Origin of the sequence: uncultured Microbacterium sp. (assembly GCF_963528945.1) — a bacterium.
Classification (GTDB): Bacteria; Actinomycetota; Actinomycetes; order Actinomycetales; family Microbacteriaceae; genus Microbacterium.
On record NZ_CAURWX010000001.1, the window covers coordinates 1,387,567 to 1,403,599 of the forward strand.

The following is a 16,033-nucleotide window of genomic DNA, read 5'->3' on the forward strand; positions in this document are numbered from 1 at the left end:
CTTTCGCTGGGGCAGGACAGCCCCGGTAACGGTCAAGTATACGGTGCAGCGGGGCCGCAGCCCCGCCGCACTCACACTCCGACGTGCTTCTCGAAGCGGATGATCGCCGCGAACTCGTCGACGACCAGGCTCGCGCCGCCCACCAGGGCGCCATCGACATCGGGCTCGCGCATGAAGCTGGCGATGTTCGCCGCCTTGACCGAACCGCCGTAGAGGATGCGCGTGCGTGCCGCCGCCTCATCGCCCAGGGCCTTCGCCACCACGCCGCGGAGGGTCGCGCAGACGTCCTGCGCCTGCTGGGGTGTGGCCGCCTGGCCCGAGCCGATCGCCCAGACCGGCTCGTAGGCCACGACGATGTCCGCCGTCGCGGACACGTTCGCGAGCGCCTTCTCGAGCTGCCCCACGGGCACGGCGCTGGCACCGAACTCCTCGAGGTCGGCCGCCGTCTCACCCACGCAGATCACCGGCACGAGGCGGTGCTTCAGCGAGGCCTGCACCTTGGCCGCGACGACGTCGTCGGATTCCGCGTGGTACTCGCGGCGCTCCGAGTGGCCGATGATGACGTACTTCGCGTCGAGCTTCGCGAGGAACGCACCGGAGACCTCGCCGGTGTACGCGCCCGAGTCGTGCGCCGAGACATCCTGCGCGCCGAGGGCGAACGGAATCTTGTCGGCGTCGATCAGCGTCTGCACGCTGCGGATGTCGGTGAAGGGCGGGAACACCGCGACCTCGACCGAGCCCTCCTCGTGCTTCGCATCCTTCAGGGTCCAGTGCAGCTTCTGCACGAAGGCGACTGCCTGCAGGTGGTCGAGGTTCATCTTCCAGTTGCCCGCGATGAGCGGGGTCCGGGTGTTCACTGCCATCCGAGCACCTCCAGGCCGGGTAGTTTCTTGCCCTCGAGGAATTCGAGGCTCGCGCCGCCACCGGTCGAGATGTGCCCGAACCGGTCGTCGGTGAATCCGAGCTGACGAACGGCCGCGGCGGAGTCTCCCCCGCCGACGACGCTGAGTCCGTCGACCTCGGTGAGTGCCTGGGCGACGGCCTTCGTCCCTGCCGCGAACGCCTCGAACTCGAACACGCCCATGGGCCCGTTCCAGAACACGGTGCGCGACGAGCGGATCACGTCGGCGAACCGCGCCGCGGTCTCCGGGCCGATGTCGAGACCGATTCCGGACTCCCCGAACGCCGTCGACCCGATCGCGTCCGCAGCGGCGACCTCATGGTCGGCATCCGCAGAGAACGACGACGCCACGACGACATCGGTCGGCAGCACGAGCTCGACGCCCCGCTCCTCCGCCTCGCGGATGTAACCGCGGACGGTGTCGAGCTGGTCCTCCTCGAGCAGGCTCGCGGCCACGTCGTGCCCCTGCGCCTTGAGGAAGGTGAACAGCATCCCGCCACCGACGAGGATGCGATCCACACGCGGCAGCAGGTGCGAGATCACACCGAGCTTGTCGCTGACCTTCGACCCGCCGAGCACGACCGCGTAGGGCCGCTCGGGGTTCTCCGTCAGGCGGTCGAGCACCTCGAGCTCGGTGGCGATCAGCAGGCCCGCGGCCGACGGCAGCAGCTCGGCGAGGTCGTAGACGCTCGCCTGCTTGCGGTGCACGACGCCGAAGCCGTCCGACACCAGCACGTCGCCCAGCGCGGCGAGCTCGCGGGCGAACGCCGCGCGCGTCTCGTCGTCCTTCGAGGTCTCCCCCGGGTTGAATCGCAGGTTCTCGATCACGACGACGTCGCCGTCGTCGAGGGCGGCGACAGCCTCCTGCGCCGACTCGCCGACGGTGTCGCGCGCGAACGCGACCGGCTTGCCGAGCAGCTCCGACAGCCGCTGAGCGACCGGGGCGAGGCTGTACTGGGGATCGGGCGCGCCGTCGGGGCGGCCGAGGTGGGAGCACACCACCACGCGGGCACCCGCGTTGATGAGTGCGTTGAGGGTCGGCAACGAGGCGCGTACACGACCATCGTCCGTTATGACCCCGTCCCGCAGGGGGACGTTGAGGTCACAACGGACGATGACGCGCTTGCCCTCGAGCGGACCCAAGGAGTCCAGGGTGCGCAGAGTCATGGGCGCGGAGTCAGAGACGCTCGGCGACGTACTCGGTCAGGTCGACGAGACGGTTGGAGTAGCCCCACTCGTTGTCGTACCAGCTGGACAGCTTGACCTGGTTGCCGATGACGCGCAGCAGGCCGGCATCGAAGATCGACGAGTGCGGGTCGGTCGTGATGTCGCTCGAGACGATCTCGTCCTCGGTGTACTTGAGGATGCCCTTGAGCGGGCCCTCGGCTGCAGCCTTGTACGCCGCCTTGATCTCGTCGACGGTCACCGGGTTCTTCGTGGTGATCGTGAGGTCGGTGATCGAGCCGGTGGGCACCGGAACGCGCAGCGCGAAGCCATCGAGCTTGCCCTTGAGCTCGGGCAGGACCAGGCCGATCGCCTTCGCCGCACCGGTGGAGGTGGGGACGATGTTGATCGCGGCGGCACGGGCGCGACGCAGGTCGCTGTGCGGGCCGTCCTGGAGGTTCTGGTCGGCCGTATAGGCGTGCACCGTCGTCATCAGGCCGGTCTCGATGCCGAAGGCGTCGTTGAAGACCTTGGCCAGGGGCGCGAGGCAGTTCGTCGTGCACGAAGCGTTCGAGATGATGTGGTCGGTCTCGGGGTTGTAGGTGTCCTCGTTCACGCCCATCACGATGGTCGCGTCGTCACCCGTGGCGGGAGCCGAGATGAGGACCTTCTTCGCGCCGGCCTCGATGTGCTTCTTGGCGAGCTCGGCCTTGGTGAAGAAGCCGGTCGACTCGATGACGATGTCGACACCCAGCTCGCCCCAGGGGAGGTTCGCGGGGTCGCGCTCGGCGAAGGCCTTGATGACGTTGCCGTTGACGGTGATGCTGTTCTCGTCGTAGGTGACGTCGGCGTCGAGGCGGCCCGTGATCGAGTCGTACTTCAGCAGGTGCGCCAGGGTCTTGTTGTCGGTGAGGTCGTTGACCGCGACGATTTCGATGTCCGCTCCCTGCGCGAGAGCCGCGCGGAAGTAGTTGCGTCCGATACGGCCGAAGCCGTTGATACCGATCTTGACAGACACTCAGGTCTCCTGATTTCTCGTGCGCGTGAGCGCGGTTTCTACTAGAGAAGCATGGACGACGGCGTCCCGACGAGCGTTGCGCCCGTCGGGACGCCCGTCTTGTTTACGACAGTACCAGCAGGCCCGAGGTCTTCTCGCGGGCCACTTCGAAGCGCTGGGCGACGTTCTCCCAGTTCGCGATGTTCCACGCGGCCTTGACGTAGTCGGCCTTCACGTTGAGGTAGTCGAGGTAGAAGGCGTGCTCCCACATGTCGAGCTGGAACAGCGGCACCGTGCCCTGCGCGGTGTTCGACTGCTGGTCGAAGAGCTGCTGGATGATGAGGCGGGCGCCGATCGGGTCCCAGCTCAGCACGGCCCAGCCGGAGCCCTGGATGCCGGTGGCAGCGGCGGTGAAGTGGGCCTGGAACTTCTCGAACGATCCGAAGAACTCGTCGATCGCGGCGCTGAGCTCGCCCTCGGGCTGGCCGCCGCCGTTCGGCGAGAGGTTCGTCCAGAAGATGGAGTGGTTGACGTGGCCGCCGAGGTTGAACGCGAGGTCCTTCTCGAGCTTGTTCACGTTGGCGAGGTTGCCGGTCTCGCGCGCCTCGGCGAGCTGCTCGAGCGCGGTGTTGGCACCGGTGACGTACGCCTGGTGGTGCTTGTCGTGATGCAGTTCCATGATCTTGCCGCTGATGTGCGGCTCGAGGGCTGCGAAGTCGTACGGGAGGTCGGGGAGCGTGTAGGTCGCCATATCGCTTTCATCCAATCCGCGCCGCGCCGCGGCGCTTGCCGATCCTCCGCGCCACCGAAGTGCGGCGTGGAGCGGACGTCTCTCATCCTAGTGATGACAACGCCCGGCGGCCTCCGATCCTTCCGCCGGATGACGAAGAGAGCCGACCCCTTGACAGGGTCGGCTCTCGTGTGGAATCCGTCGGATCAGACGTCCAGCCCCGCGGGGACCGCCGCTTCCGTGCCGGGCACGCCGTCACTCTGGGCCTTCTTGTCGGCCATGGCGAGGAGACGGCGGATGCGCCCGGCGACGGCATCCTTGGTCATGGGCGGCTCCGCGTGGTGACCGAGTTCGTCGAGGCTGGCGTCGCGATGGGCGAGGCGCAGCTCGCCGGCGACCTTCAGGTGCGCCGGAACCTCGTCGCCGAGGATCTCGAGGGCGCGCTCGACACGCGCGCAGGCGGCCACGGCGGCCTGCGCCGAGCGGCGGAGGTTCGCGTCGTCGAAGTTCACCAGGCGGTTCACACCTGCGCGCACCTCGCGGCGCTGGCGCATCTCCTCCCAGGCGACCGCTGTGCGGCGCGCACCCATCTCGTTGAGGATGCCTCGGATGGCCTCACCCTCGCGCACGACGACGCGCGGCATGCCCCGCACCTCGCGGGCCTTCGCGGCAACGCCGAGGCGATGGGCGGCGCCGACGAGTGCCATCGCCGCTTCGGACGTGGGGCAGACCACCTCGAGCATGGCCGAGCGGCCCGGTTCGCTGAGCGTGCCCGCAGCGAGGAAGGCGCCGCGCCAGAGACCGGCGAGCTCCGAGCGGGAACCGGTGGTGAGGCGGTTCGGCAGCCCGCGCACCGGGCGGCGACGCTGGTCGAGCAGTCCGGTCTGGCGGGCGAGGGTCTCGCCGGATTCGATGACGCGCACGGCCCAGCGGGCGCCGTCGTTGGCGGTGCTCGACTGCACCTGGGCGATCTCGGGGCGGACGCCGTAGATCTCGGCGAGATCGCGGGCGACGCGGCGCGCGAGAGTCTCGGCGTCGACCTCGGCCTCGACCGCGACGCGACCGGCGATGGAGTGGAGTCCCCCGGCGAACCGGAGGATGGCGGTCACCTCGGAGACGCGCACCGTCGGAGGTGCGTTCCGAATGCTGACGAGTTCTGCTTTGACGTCGGTGGTGAGTGCCACGAGACTCCTTCTCCGTTCACGCGCCGGGTCGCGACGCAAACGTCCAGCTTACCTTCTGGTCGCTCTCCTACTCGCGCCCGAGGTCGCGGTGACGCACGCTGACAGCCACACCGGGAATCGCCGCCAACCGCCGCCCCAGCTCCTCCGACATCGCCACGGAACGGTGCTTCCCGCCCGTGCATCCGATGGCGATGGTCGAGTGGCTCTTGTTCTCGCGCTGGTAGCCCTCGAGTACGGGGACGAGCGCGGTCGCGTACGCGTCGAGGAACTCCCCGGCTCCCTCTCGCGACAAGACGTAGTCGCGCACGGCCTCGTCCTGACCGGTCAGTCCGCGCAGCTCCTCGTTCCAGAACGGGTTCGGCAGGAACCGCATGTCGGCCACGAGGTCGACGTCGGTCGGCAGACCGTACTTGAAGCCGAAACTGAGCAGCGTGACGCGGTGCCGTGCCTGCCCCTCGGCGGAGAAGAGTTCGGAGACCTGGGTGGCGAGCTGGTGGATGTTCGAGCTGGAGGTGTCGATCACCATGTCGGCGGACTCGTGGATCGGGGCCAGCCGCGCCCGCTCCTTGCGGATGCCGTCGAGCAGAGTGCCGTCGCCCTGCAGCGGGTGAGGACGGCGGACCGCCTCGAACCGGCGGACGAGCACGTCGTCGGACGCCTCGAGGAACAGCACCCGCACCGAGCCGCGCGAACGCAGCAGCCGGGCGACCTCGGGGAAATCGTCGAACAGACTGCCGCCGCGCACGTCGACCACGGCGGCGACCTTCGGCAGCGCGTCGCCACCCATGTCGGTCAGGTCGATCAGCGGTCGAAGGATTTGCGGCGGGAGGTTGTCGACCACGTACCAGCCGAGGTCCTCCAGGGCGTTCGCGACGGTCGTCCGCCCCGCGCCCGACATTCCCGTGACGATGAGGAACTCGCCCTGCTCGGACTCGGTCATCGCAGCATGCTCCTTCTCGCGTGGAACTCCAGCCTATCGACTGAGGAGGTGCGTGTGGATGTTGCGCGCGAGCACCGGTCCGATGCCCGGCACCTCCTCGATCTGCTCCGGGGCGGCCCCGCGGAGGGCCGTGACCGAGCCGAAGTGCTTGAGCAGCACCTTGATGCGCGACGCACCGAGCCCCGGGACCTCGGCGAGGACCGTCGTGATGTCGTTGCGCCGACGTTTGCGCTGGTGCGTGATGGCGAATCGGTGCGCCTCGTCGCGCAGTCGCTGCAGCAGGTAGAGCGCCTCGCTCGTGCGCGGGAGGATCACCGGGAAGTCATCGCCGGGGAGCCACACCTCCTCGAGCCGCTTCGCGATGCCGCACACGGCGATCTCGGGGTGCCCGGCGTCGCGCAGCGCCCGTGCCGCGGCCTCGACCTGCGGCTGCCCGCCGTCGACGAGCAGAAGCTGTGGACGGTACGCGAACCGCGGCTTCTTGCGCACGGGGGTCTCGACGACCTCGTCGGAGACTCCGGCCGCCAGGGCTTCGGCGACGGCGGCGATGCCGGTCGTGGGGTCGGCCAGCGCGCCGTCGACCGCCTCGCCGTGAGTGGGGCGCGCACCGGTGTCGGTGGCGCGCGCACCGGGGTCGGCATCGTCGTCGGCGTCCGGCCGATCGAGGTAGGCGAGGCGACGGCGCAGCACCTGGTACATCGAGTCGGTGTCGTCGGTGGTCTCCGCGATGTTGAACGACCGGTACTGGTCTTTGCGGGGCAGTCCGTCTTCGAAGACGACCATCGAGGCGACGACGTTCGTGCCGCCCAGGTGCGAGATGTCGAAGCACTCGATCCGCAGCGGAGCCTCGTCCATGCCGATCGCCTCCTGCAGGTCGGTGAGGGCCTGCGTGCGGGCGACGTAGTCGCTGGTGCGTCGCGTCTTGTGGCGGATCAGGGCCTGCTGGGCGTTGATGGTGGCCGTGCGCATGAGGTCCGCCCGCTGGCCGCGCTGGGCGACCGCGATCTCGACCTTCCGGCCGCGCCGCTCGCGCAACCACTCCTCGAGCGCCGCAGCGTCTTCGGGCAGCACGGGCACGAGGATGCGGCGTGGGATGTCCGGCGCATCGCCGTAGGCCCGCTGCAGCACCTGGTCGACCAGCTCGGCACCCGAGATGTCGAGTTCCTTCTCGATCATGGTCGCGCGCACCGCGCGCACCCGACCGCCGCGCACGACGAAGTGCTGCACCGAGGCGGCGAGCTCGTCCTCGGCGATTCCGAACAGGTCGGCGTCTTCGTCGGAGGGCAGCACGAGGGCGCTCTTGCCGAGCACGGCGTCGATCGCCCCGAGCTTGTCGCGGTACTTCGCCGCGGCCTCGTAGTCCATGGCCGCAGACGCGTCGAGCATCCGGCGCCGGAGCTCCCTCGTGAAGCGCTCGTCTCCGCCGGCCATGAAAGCGACGAAGTCGTTCACCATCGCCCGGTGCTCCTCGATGGTGACCGTCATCGAGCACGGACCGCCGCACTTGCCGATCTGTCCCGGGAAGCACGGGCGCCCCGTCTGCATCGCACGTTTGTAGCTCGCATCGCTGCACGTGCGGATCGGGAAGGCCTTGATCATCAGGTCGATGGTCTCGTGCACCGCCCACACCTTCGGGTACGGGCCGAAGTAGCGCGCCCCGGGGATCTTCCGGTTGCGGGTGACGATCACGCGTGGCGCCTCGTCGCCCAGCGTCACGGCCATGAAGGGATAGGACTTGTCGTCCTTGTAGCGCACGTTGAAGGGCGGATCGAATTCCTTGATCCACATGTACTCGAGCTGCAGCGAGTCGATGTCGGTCGGCACGACGGTCCACTCGACCGACGCGGCGGTCGTCACCATTCGGCGCGTGCGTTCGTGCAGCGTGCGCAGCGGGGCGAAGTAGTTCGACAGTCGCTGCCGGAGGTTCTTCGCCTTGCCGACGTACAGCACACGCCCGTCCGCGTCGCGGAATCGGTAGACGCCCGGGTCGGTCGGGATCTCCCCCGTCCGCGGCCGGTACGGAAGGACGTCGGCCATCAGCTGGCCTTGCGCGCCGTGCGGCCGTTCCCGAGGATCTCGGCGAGGAACTGCCCGGTGTGGCTCTCCTCGACCTGTGCGATCTGCTCCGGAGTGCCGGTGGCGAGGATCTCGCCGCCGCCGGAGCCCCCCTCGGGGCCGAGGTCGATGACCCAGTCAGCCGACTTGATCACGTCGAGGTTGTGCTCGATGACGATGACGGTGTTGCCCTTGTCGACGAGTCCGTTCAGGACCTCGAGCAGCTTGCGCACGTCTTCGAAGTGCAGACCGGTGGTCGGCTCGTCGAGAACGTAGATGCTGCGGCCGTTGCTGCGGCGCTGGAGTTCGGTCGCGAGCTTCACGCGCTGCGCTTCTCCGCCCGACAGCGTCGTGGCGGACTGGCCGAGCCGCACGTACCCGAGTCCGACGTCGACCAGCGTCTTCATGTAGCGGTGGATCGCCTGGATCGGCTCGAAGAACTCGGCGGCCTCCTCGATCGGCATCTCGAGCACCTCGGCGATGTTCTTGCCCTTGTAGTGCACAGCGAGGGTGTCGCGGTTGTACCGCTTGCCGTGGCACACCTCGCAGTCGACGTAGACGTCGGGGAGGAAGTTCATCTCGATCTTGATCGTGCCGTCACCCGAGCATGCCTCGCAGCGTCCGCCCTTGACGTTGAAGCTGAACCGGCCGGGCTGGTAGCCGCGGACCTTGGCCTCGGGGGTCTCGCTGAAGAGCGTGCGGATGCGGTCGAAGACCCCCGTATAGGTCGCGGGGTTCGATCGCGGCGTGCGCCCGATCGGCGCCTGGTCGACGTGCACCACCTTGTCGAGGTTGTCGAGCCCGGTGACGCGCGTGTGCTTGCCGGGAACCGTTCGAGCGCCGTTGAGTCGTGAGGCGAGCACCTGGTAGAGGATGTCGTTGACGAGCGACGACTTGCCCGATCCGCTCACCCCGGTCACGGCGGTCAGCACCCCGAGCGGGAAGCTCGCGTCGACGTTCTTGAGGTTGTTCTCGCGCGCGCCGATGACGTTGAGCATCCGCTTGCGATCGAGCTTGCGACGCTTCGCGGGGGTGGCGATCTCGCGACGGCCGGAGAGGTACTCCCCTGTCATGGACGAGCGGTCGGCGAGCAGCGACTCGTACGGCCCGGAGTGCACGACCTCGCCGCCGTTCACGCCGGCGCCCGGTCCGATGTCGACGACCCAGTCGGCCGCCTCGATCGTCTCCTCGTCGTGCTCGACGACGATCAGGGTGTTCCCGAGGTCGCGCAGCTTGATGAGGGTGTTGATGAGACGACGGTTGTCGCGCTGGTGCAGACCGATCGACGGCTCGTCGAGCACGTAGAGCACACCGGTCAGCCCGGAGCCGATCTGCGTGGCGAGACGGATGCGCTGCGCCTCGCCTCCGGACAGCGAACCGGCCGACCGGCTCAGGTTGAGGTACGACAGCCCCACCTGCAGCAGGAAATCGAGGCGGAGACGGATCTCTCGGAGCACCTGCGCCGCGATCTTCGCTTCGCGGTCGGTCAGGGTGAGCGTCTCCATGAACGCCCGCGCGTCGGTGAGGCTCAGGTGCGAGACCTCGGCGATCGAGCGTCCGTGCACCTGCACCGCCAACACCTCCGGCTTGAGCCGGTCGCCGTCGCAGACCGGGCACGGCACCTCACGGAGGTACTCGCCCCAGCGCGCCCGCTGCGTGTCGGACTCGGCCTGCAGATACTGACGCTCGATGTAGGGCACGACACCCTCGAAGCCCGATGCGTAGCGCATCTCGCGCCCGTAGCGGTTCTTCCACTTGACGGTGACCTTATAGTTCTCACCGCGGAGCACGGCGTTCTGCACGTCGGAGTGCAGCTTGCGCCACGGGGTGTCGAGCGAGAAGTCGAGGTCGCGCGAGAGCCCTTCGAGAAGGCGCTCGTAGTACTGGAACAGACCCTTGCCCTGCGTGGTCCACGGAATGATGACGCCCTCCCGGATCGAGAGGTCCTCATCGCTCAGCATCAGGTCGACGTCGACCGACATCCGGGTGCCGAGGCCCGAGCACGCCGGGCATGCTCCGAACGGGGCGTTGAACGAGAAGGTGCGCGGCTCGATCTCGGTGAGGGTGAGCGCGTGACCGTTCGGGCAGGCCAGCTTCTCGGAGAACGACTGCCAGGCGGCGTCGCCCTCTTCGTCGACGAAGTTCACCTGCATCACGCCACCGGCGAGCCCGAGGGCCGTCTCGACCGAGTCGGTCACCCGACCGAGGATGTCGCCCGACGCGACGAGACGATCCACCACGACGCTGATGTCGTGCTTGTAGCTCTTCTTGAGCGTGGGCGGCTCGGCGAGCTGGACGAGGTCGCCGTCGACGATGGCACGCGAGTAGCCCTTCGCGCCCAGCTCACGGAAGAGGTCGACGAACTCCCCCTTCTTCTGCGAGACGATCGGCGCGACGATCTGGTAGCGGGTGCGCTCGGGGAGCTCGATCAACTGATCGGCGATCTGCTGCACGGTCTGTCGCTGGATCTTCTCTCCGCACTCGGGACAGTGCGGCACGCCGATGCGCGCCCAGAGCAGGCGCATGTAGTCGTAGATCTCGGTGATCGTACCGACCGTGGAGCGAGGGTTGCGGTTCGTCGACTTCTGGTCGATCGACACCGCGGGGCTGAGCCCCTCGATGAAATCGACGTCGGGGCGGTCGACCTGACCGAGGAACTGGCGTGCGTAGGCGCTCAGCGACTCGACGTAGCGGCGCTGCCCCTCGGCGAAGATCGTGTCGAACGCGAGGCTCGACTTGCCAGACCCCGACAGGCCCGTGAACACGACGAGGGAGTCGCGCGGGATGTCGATGTCGACGTTCTTGAGGTTGTGGACGCGAGAGCCGCGAACACTGAGTTTTCCGGCGGAGGCAACGGGGACGATGGGCACCGGACAAGTCTACGAGGGGCCACGGACATTGGCTCCGAGAGGGCTGGACGCTCAGCCGTCTCCGAGCCGGCGACCCGCGAAGGCGCCGAGCCCGTCGCGCAATGCCGCGACCTCGTCGACCCCCATCCCGACCGCGGCCATGACGCGCGCCGGCACCTCGACCGCGCGTTCCCGCAGCGCCCGCCCTGCATCGGTCAGTGCGATCTCCAGCCGGCGCTCGTCCTCGGGGGCGCGCCGCCGCACGACGAGGCCGTCGGCCTCGAGCCGCTTGACCAGGGGCGAGGCGGTGGCCGGTTCGAGCGCCAGGTCCCCCGCGAGATCGGCCAGGGCACGGGGCGAGCGCTCCCACAGAGCGAGCATGACGAGGTACTGCGGGTGCGTGAGTCCGAGCGGTTCAAGGATCGGCCGGTAGACGGCCACGATGTTGCGCGCCGCCGTCACGACGGCGAAGCAGAGCTGATTCTCGAGGCGGAGCAGGTCGTCGGCGGTGGGCACGCGCCCACTATACACATGCCCTAATAGTTAGTACACTAATGAACATGGCACACGACCAGGACCGACCCCCGCTCCGCACACGCATCCGCGAAGCCGGCGGACTGTACGCCTGGGTCAACACGAACCTCATCCGGTTCGCGGGGCCGGCATCCGTCGGCCCGTACGAGAAGACCCCGCCGCCCACTGCGGCGGAGCGCGCCGAGCGTGCGTGCCCGCTGTGCGGGGCACCCATGACGGCGCACGAGATCGACCGCTCCGGCCCGAAGCCGCTGATCCACTGCCCCTGAAGCCCGCGGGGTGCGGGTGACGCGGCACCGGACCGATGCGACGCCGCCCGGAACCCCGAGAGCGGAACGGTCAGGCGTGACCGGCGCGCTCGATCGCCCGCAACTCCTTCTTGAGATCCTGCACCTCGTCGCGCAGCCGCCCGGCGAGCTCGAACTTCAGCTCCGAGGCGGCGGCGAGCATCTGGTTCGAGAGATCCTCGATCATCGCCTCGAGCTGGTTCGCTCCCTCGGCGGCGATGCCCACGCGGCGCAGGTTCGGCGTCGGCGACTTGCCCTTGCCGGATGCCTTCCCCCGACCCGAGAGCATCTCCGCCGTATCGGCGCCCTCGCGCGCCAGCACCTCGGTGATGTCGGCGATGCGCTTGCGCAGCGGCTGCGGATCGATACCGTGCTCGGTGTTGTAGGCGACCTGCTTCTCGCGGCGCCGATCGGTCTCTTCGATCGCCTTGGCCATCGAGTCCGTGATCTTGTCGGCGTACATGTGCACCTGCCCGGAGACGTTTCGTGCCGCGCGACCGATGGTCTGGATGAGGGAGGTGCCCGAGCGGAGGAAGCCTTCCTTGTCGGCGTCGAGGATCGCCACGAGCGACACCTCGGGCAGGTCGAGGCCCTCGCGCAGCAGGTTGATGCCGACGAGCACGTCGTAGACACCCGATCGCAACTCGCTGAGCAGTTCGACCCGTCGCAGGGTGTCGACGTCGGAGTGCAGGTAGCGCACCCGCACGCCGTGTTCGCCGAGGAAGTCGGTGAGCTCCTCCGCCATCTTCTTCGTCAGCGTCGTCACGAGCACGCGCTCGTCGCGCTCCACGCGCAGGCGGATCTCTTCGAGCAGGTCGTCGATCTGCCCCTTCGAGGGCTTGACGATGATCTCGGGGTCGACGAGGCCGGTCGGCCGGATGATCTGCTCGACCACCCCGTCGGCGATCCCCATCTCGTACTTACCCGGAGTCGCCGAGAGGTAGACGGTCTGCCCGATGCGGTTCTTGAACTCGTCCCACCGCAGCGGCCGGTTGTCCATGGCGCTCGGGAGGCGGAATCCGTGGTCGACGAGCGTGCGCTTGCGCGAGGCGTCACCCTCGTACATCGCCCCGATCTGCGGCACCGTCACGTGCGACTCGTCGATGACGAGGAGGAAATCGTCGGGGAAGAAGTCGAGCAGCGTGTGCGGCGGCTCGCCCGGCATGCGTCCGTCCATGTGCCGCGAGTAGTTCTCGATACCGGAGCAGAAGCCCAGCTGCTGCAGCATCTCGAGGTCGAAGGTCGTGCGCATGCGCAGGCGCTGCGCCTCGAGGAGCTTGCCCTGCCGCTCGAACTCCGCCAGTCGCTCCTCGAGCTCGTGCTCGATCGTGCCGATGGACCGCTGGATCACGTCGGTGCCCGCCACGTAGTGGGAGGCGGGGAAGATCGGCACGGAGTCGAGCTTCTCGATCACCTCTCCCGTGAGCGGGTGCAGCGAGTAGAGCGCCTCGATCTCGTCGCCGAAGAGTTCGATGCGGATCGCGTGCTCCTCGTACACGGGGATGATCTCGATCGTGTCGCCGCGCACCCGGAAGTTGCCCCGCGAGAAGTCGACGTCGTTGCGGTTGTACTGCATCGCGATGAACTGGCGGATGAGGGCGTCGCGGTCGTACCGCTCCCCCACCTGCAGCGCGACCATCGCCCGAAGGTACTCCTCCGGGGCGCCGAGGCCGTAGATGCACGACACGGTGGAGACGACGACGACGTCTCGACGGCTGAGCAGGGAGTTGGTGGTCGAGTGCCGGAGGCGCTCGACCTCGGCGTTGATCGAGGAGTCCTTCTCGATGAACGTATCGGTCTGCGGGACGTACGCCTCGGGCTGGTAATAGTCGTAGTAGGACACGAAGTACTCGACGGCGTTGTTCGGCATGAGCTCACGGAACTCGTTCGCGAGCTGCGCCGCGAGCGTCTTGTTGTGCGCCAGCACCAGCGTCGGGCGCTGCACCTGCTCGACCAGCCAGGCCGTGGTCGCGGACTTTCCCGTTCCGGTGGCACCGAGCAGCACGATGTCGGTCTCGCCGGCATTGATGCGCGATGCGAGATTGGCGATCGCCTGCGGCTGATCGCCGGCGGGCGCGTACTCGCTGATGACCTCGAAAGGACGGACGCTGCGGGTGGTCTGCATACCTCCAGCGTAGGCGGGGTCACCGACATCGGGGTCGGGCTTCCCTGCGAGCGAACGCGCCGCGGATCAGCGCGCGGAGATGCGCTCCCACAGGGCGTCGGTCTGCGCCTCCGTCTCGCCGAGGGAGCCGCCCGTGCGGATCACCTCGTCGGCGATGGCGAGCCGCTGCTCGTCCGACACCTGCGCGTCGATGCGCTCCTGCGCCGCTCGTTCGTCCATCCCGCGCAGCTCGACCAGCCGTCGACGACGCTCGGCGGCGGGAGCATGGGCGACCACGATGAGGTCCCAGGGGTCATCCACCCGCGCCTCGACGAGGAGCGGCACGTCGTAGACCACGACCGCGTCGGCATCCTGCGCGAACGCTTCCGAGAAACGGCGCGCCGACTCGACCCGAACGGCGGGATGCACGATCGCGTTGAGCGCTGCGAGCCGCGCCGGATCGCCGAAGACACGACTCCCGAGCGCCGCCCGGTCGAGCGATCCGTCGGCATTCAGCACCTCGTCGCCGAACGCCCGCGCGATCTTGCTCAACACGGCGGACCCCGGGGCCTGCACATCACGCACGATCTGGTCGGCATCCACGATCACCGCACCGTGGGATGCCAGCCGTCGCGCGATGGTGGACTTCCCGGAGGCGATGCCACCGGTGAGGGCGATGAGGGGCATGCCCCCATCCTTCCACGCCCGCATACGCGGAACGGGCCGCCACCCGGAGGTGACGGCCCGTTCGCTCAGCGTCGGACGCTCAGGCGTTGCCGCCCGAGAGCTTCTCGCGCAGTGCGGCGAGAGCCTCGTCGTCGGCGAGGGTGCCGGCGCCGGCCGACTCGCTCGAGAACGACTGTCCACCGAAGTCGTCGCCGGCCGCAGCCTCGGCCTCGGCAGCCTTCGTGACCTGTGCCTTGTGGGCCTCCCAGCGAGCCTGGGCAGCGGCGTACTCCTGCTCCCATGCCTCGCGCTGGGCGTCGAAGCCCTCCTTCCAGGCACCCGTCTCGGCGTCGAAGCCCTCCGGGTACTTGTACTCGCCGTTCTCGTCGTACTCCGCGACCATGCCGTAGAGGGCCGGGTCGAACTCGGTACCGTTGGGGTCGACCGACTCGTTGGCCTGCTTGAGCGAGAGCGAGATGCGACGACGCTCGAGGTCGATGTCGATGACCTTGACGAAGACCTCTTCGCCGACCGAGACGACCTGCTCGGCCAGCTCGACGTGCTTGCTGGAGAGCTCGGAGATGTGGACGAGGCCCTCGATGCCGTCTGCGACGCGCACGAACGCACCGAACGGAACGAGCTTCGTGACCTTACCCGGCGTGACCTGACCGATCGCGTGGGTGCGGGCGAAGACCTGCCACGGGTCCTCCTGCGTCGCCTTCAGCGACAGCGAGACGCGCTCGCGGTCGAGGTCGACCTCGAGGATCTCGACGGTGACCTCCTGGCCCACCTCGACGACCTCGGAGGCGTGCTCGATGTGCTTCCAGGACAGCTCGGAGACGTGCACGAGGCCGTCCACGCCGCCCAGGTCGACGAACGCGCCGAAGTTGACGATCGAGGAGACGACACCCTTGCGGACCTGACCCTTGTGCAGGTTGTTGAGGAACGTCGTGCGCGACTCCGACTGCGTCTGCTCGAGCAGCGCGCGGCGGCTCAGGACGACGTTGTTGCGGTTCTTGTCGAGTTCGAGGATCTTCGCCTCGATCTCCTGGCCGAGGTACGGCGTGAGGTCGCGGACGCGACGCAGCTCGATGAGCGACGCGGGCAGGAAGCCGCGGAGTCCGATGTCGACGATGAGGCCACCCTTGACGACCTCGATGACGGTACCGGTGACGACGCCGTCGTTCTCCTTGATCTTCTCGACATCGCCCCAGGCGCGCTCGTACTGGGCGCGCTTCTTGGAGAGGATCAGGCGGCCTTCCTTGTCCTCCTTCTGGAGGACCAGGGCCTCGACCTGGTCGCCGACGGCGACGACCTCGTTGGGGTCGACGTCGTGCTTGATGGAGAGCTCGCGCGAGGGGATGACACCCTCGGTCTTGTAGCCCACGTCGAGGAGGACCTCGTCGCGGTCGATCTTGACGATCGTGCCCTCGATGATGTCTCCATCGTTGAAGAACTTCAGGGTCTTCTCGACCGCGGCCAGGAAGTCCTCAGCAGATCCGATGTCGTTGATGGCGACCTGCTTGGTGGCCGGGGCGGTCGTTGCGGTAGTCATGTAGTGGGTTGTCCTTGTGAATGGGAACTCGGGCCGCACGGGCGACCGGCAAGGCCGGCGGATGCTC

General features: G+C 68.2%; 13 protein-coding genes. 1 reads left to right on the top strand and 12 read right to left on the bottom strand.

The features are described 5' to 3' along the window. Positions 1 to 71: 71 nt before the first annotated feature. The 9 genes from tpiA to RWS82_RS06690 form a co-directional block, all read right to left on the bottom strand. Positions 72 to 863 (bottom strand): triose-phosphate isomerase, encoded by a 792-nt coding sequence (gene tpiA / locus RWS82_RS06650; RefSeq protein ID WP_314647976.1) that lies wholly within the window; start codon positions 861 to 863, stop codon positions 72 to 74. Further along, a complete protein-coding gene (locus RWS82_RS06655) occupies positions 854 to 2,068 on the bottom strand; it encodes a phosphoglycerate kinase (RefSeq protein WP_314647978.1) in 1,215 nt (404 codons plus the stop codon). Before RWS82_RS06655 ends, tpiA begins: the two co-directional genes overlap by 10 nt. A 10-nt stretch (positions 2,069 to 2,078) precedes the next feature. Further along, on the bottom strand, positions 2,079 to 3,083 hold the full coding sequence (gene gap, locus RWS82_RS06660; protein WP_314647979.1) for a type I glyceraldehyde-3-phosphate dehydrogenase: 1,005 nt from the start codon (positions 3,081 to 3,083) through the stop codon (positions 2,079 to 2,081). Between the two features lie 103 nt (positions 3,084 to 3,186). Beyond that, positions 3,187 to 3,813, bottom strand: a complete 627-nt coding sequence (locus tag RWS82_RS06665) for a superoxide dismutase (RefSeq protein WP_314647980.1) — start codon at positions 3,811 to 3,813, stop codon at positions 3,187 to 3,189. Between the two features lie 185 nt (positions 3,814 to 3,998). Next, a complete protein-coding gene (whiA, locus tag RWS82_RS06670) occupies positions 3,999 to 4,976 on the bottom strand; it encodes a DNA-binding protein WhiA (RefSeq protein WP_314647982.1) in 978 nt (325 codons plus the stop codon). Positions 4,977 to 5,043: 67 nt separating this feature from the next. Next, positions 5,044 to 5,916 (bottom strand): RNase adapter RapZ, encoded by an 873-nt coding sequence (rapZ, locus tag RWS82_RS06675; RefSeq protein WP_314647984.1) that lies wholly within the window; start codon positions 5,914 to 5,916, stop codon positions 5,044 to 5,046. Between the two features lie 33 nt (positions 5,917 to 5,949). Continuing rightward, entirely contained in the window at positions 5,950 to 7,953 is a 2,004-nt protein-coding gene (gene uvrC, locus RWS82_RS06680) for an excinuclease ABC subunit UvrC (RefSeq protein ID WP_314647986.1), read from the bottom strand. Continuing rightward, on the bottom strand, positions 7,953 to 10,841 hold the full coding sequence (uvrA, locus tag RWS82_RS06685; protein ID WP_314647988.1) for an excinuclease ABC subunit UvrA: 2,889 nt from the start codon (positions 10,839 to 10,841) through the stop codon (positions 7,953 to 7,955). The genes uvrC and uvrA overlap by 1 nt, the downstream gene beginning before the upstream one ends. A 51-nt stretch (positions 10,842 to 10,892) precedes the next feature. Further along, entirely contained in the window at positions 10,893 to 11,336 is a 444-nt protein-coding gene (locus tag RWS82_RS06690) for a MarR family transcriptional regulator (protein WP_314647990.1), read from the bottom strand. Positions 11,337 to 11,380: 44 nt separating this feature from the next. Between RWS82_RS06690 and RWS82_RS06695 the strand changes: the two genes are divergently transcribed. Next, positions 11,381 to 11,623, top strand: coding sequence for a hypothetical protein (locus RWS82_RS06695; protein ID WP_314647992.1), 243 nt, complete (start codon positions 11,381 to 11,383; stop codon positions 11,621 to 11,623). Between the two features lie 70 nt (positions 11,624 to 11,693). On the opposite strand, the gene uvrB is transcribed toward RWS82_RS06695, so the two are convergent. The 3 genes from uvrB to rpsA all read right to left on the bottom strand — a co-directional run bounded on the left by uvrB (position 11,694) and on the right by rpsA (position 15,966). Beyond that, positions 11,694 to 13,766: an excinuclease ABC subunit UvrB gene (gene uvrB / locus RWS82_RS06700; protein ID WP_314647994.1), complete on the bottom strand. Its 2,073-nt coding sequence runs from the start codon at positions 13,764 to 13,766 to the stop codon at positions 11,694 to 11,696. 66 nt (positions 13,767 to 13,832) lie between these two features. Continuing rightward, positions 13,833 to 14,432 carry a dephospho-CoA kinase gene (gene coaE / locus RWS82_RS06705; protein WP_314647996.1) on the bottom strand — a complete coding sequence of 200 codons (600 nt, stop codon included), beginning with the start codon at positions 14,430 to 14,432 and terminating at the stop codon, positions 13,833 to 13,835. Between the two features lie 79 nt (positions 14,433 to 14,511). Next, complete coding sequence (rpsA, locus tag RWS82_RS06710) at positions 14,512 to 15,966, bottom strand: 30S ribosomal protein S1 (RefSeq protein ID WP_314647997.1); 1,455 nt, start codon at positions 15,964 to 15,966, stop codon at positions 14,512 to 14,514. Between the last annotated feature and the right edge of the window lie 67 nt (positions 15,967 to 16,033).